The 1,621-nt window shown below is 69.3% G+C and carries 2 protein-coding genes; one reads left to right on the top strand and one right to left on the bottom strand.

The features are described from left to right. Positions 1 to 85 precede the first annotated feature (85 nt). Positions 86 to 835 (bottom strand): Rv1157c family protein, encoded by a 750-nt coding sequence (locus QH283_RS10755; protein WP_280502871.1) that lies wholly within the window; start codon positions 833 to 835, stop codon positions 86 to 88. Between the two features lie 457 nt (positions 836 to 1,292). On the opposite strand from QH283_RS10755, the gene QH283_RS10750 reads away from it, so the two are divergent. Continuing rightward, positions 1,293 to 1,621, top strand: a 329-nt coding sequence (locus tag QH283_RS10750) for a glycosyltransferase 87 family protein (RefSeq protein WP_280502872.1), incomplete at its 3' end; no start/stop codon positions are given.

The raw sequence follows: 1,621 nt of genomic DNA, 5'->3' as shown, positions 1-1,621 counted from the left end.
CGCCCCCCCGCCCCGCGCCCGCCCCCCTCCAACCCCACCCCCCCCGGCCCCCGGTCCGGGCGGCGGGGCTTCGTGCGGAACGCGATCAGGCGGTGAAGAACCCGATGGTCGGCAGGAACGAGCAGGTGCGCGGATCGGCGTCCTCGGCCTGCGTGGTCAGCGAGCCGCCGATGACCGCCGCGATCCGGCCGTGGCCGGTGTCGACGATCGCCGACAGGGTGGCCGGGCCGTCCGGGTTGATCTTGGCCTCGTCGGTCAGCTGGGCGACGCCGGACTGGCGGGTGTCCAGGTTCAGCCACTGCACGGTGAGCGGCGGGTCCTGCACCTCGGTGGGCGACTTGGTGCCCAGCGCGGTGAACACGAAGCCGGTCTGGCCCTCCTTCGGGCCGGGCGGCGGCAGCTCGGCCGGGCCGGTGACGGCCAGGGCGGTGCCGATCGAATCGCCGGAGTCGCTGATGCAGGCCTTACCGATGCTCGGGTACAGGAACTGCGCGATGACCGGGCCGTCCTCGGGCAGGTCGGGGCCGCCGCCGCCGCTGCCGTCGAGGAAGGTGATGATCCGCTCGAGCGTCGACTTGATCTGCGGCGGCAGGTTCAGCGTGGCGAGCAGAGCGCGAGCCTGCGCCAGGATGGCAGCCTGCGGGCCGTCGGCGATGTCCGCCGGACCCGCGATGGCGCCCGCGATGGCGGGGGCCAACGCGGCGATCGCGTCGACCGGCACGCCTTCGGGCACCATCGGAACGCTGTGGGTGGCCGCGGCAGGGGCGGTGTCCGGCGCGGCTACTGCGGCCGGCATGGCGAGCGAAGCGCTCGCCGCCAGGGCGAGTGCGGTCATGGCGATCCGCGATCCTCGGGTGCGAAGCACTGGTCTTGCCGTCCTTACCTCGGGTACATCTGGGGTGCAACGAGCACGGGGCCCGTTGTTTTCCGGGTCACTCTAAGTACATGGGTACCGGCTTGTACAGCCGCCGCGCTCCGGTGAGCCGATCTTGAAGGCTCGGTATTACCGGAGAGTAGTTTGTCTCCGTGGTGCTGGAGTGAAAGTTGATGCAAATGTTACCGGTGAGGTTGCTCGGCGGTGACAGGCCGGACGAGTGCTCCGGTGACGTCCGGTTAATCTAGTCAGCGCTTCGGCTCGTGTGCGCCGAACATCGCAAATACCTTCGCGACCGCCCCTCCACACCCCGAAAGCCGGCGCCTTGAACCGAACCAGCGATCGGACGGACGAACGTCCGGCCGCTATCCGATGGCGAGTGGCGGTGGTGCTGCTCGGACTGTCCGTGCTGGCCCGGATGTTGTGGATGTTGTTGTCCCACAACGGGATGAACCTGGTCGACCTGCACGTCTACGTGGACGGTTCGGCGTCCTTCGGCACCGACCGGCTCTACGACTTCACCTACGCCGAGAAGACGCCCGACTTCCCGCTGCCGTTCACCTATCCGCCCTTCGCCGCGCTCGTCTTCTATCCACTGCACTTCCTGCCGTTCACGGTGGTGGCCATCGGCTGGTTACTGGCGACCGTGGCCGCGCTCTACGGTGTGGTGTGGATCACCTTCGAGTTGCTGGTCGGTCGCGAGCGACTGCGCGAGCCCGCCTGGCGGGTGGCCCCGGTGGCGTGGAC

Source organism: Nocardia farcinica (assembly GCF_029867845.1).
GTDB classification, from domain to species: Bacteria; Actinomycetota; Actinomycetes; order Mycobacteriales; family Mycobacteriaceae; genus Nocardia; species Nocardia farcinica_A.
The sequence above is the reverse complement of the archived record's forward strand: the minus strand, read 5'-3'. Positions and strand labels throughout refer to the sequence as shown.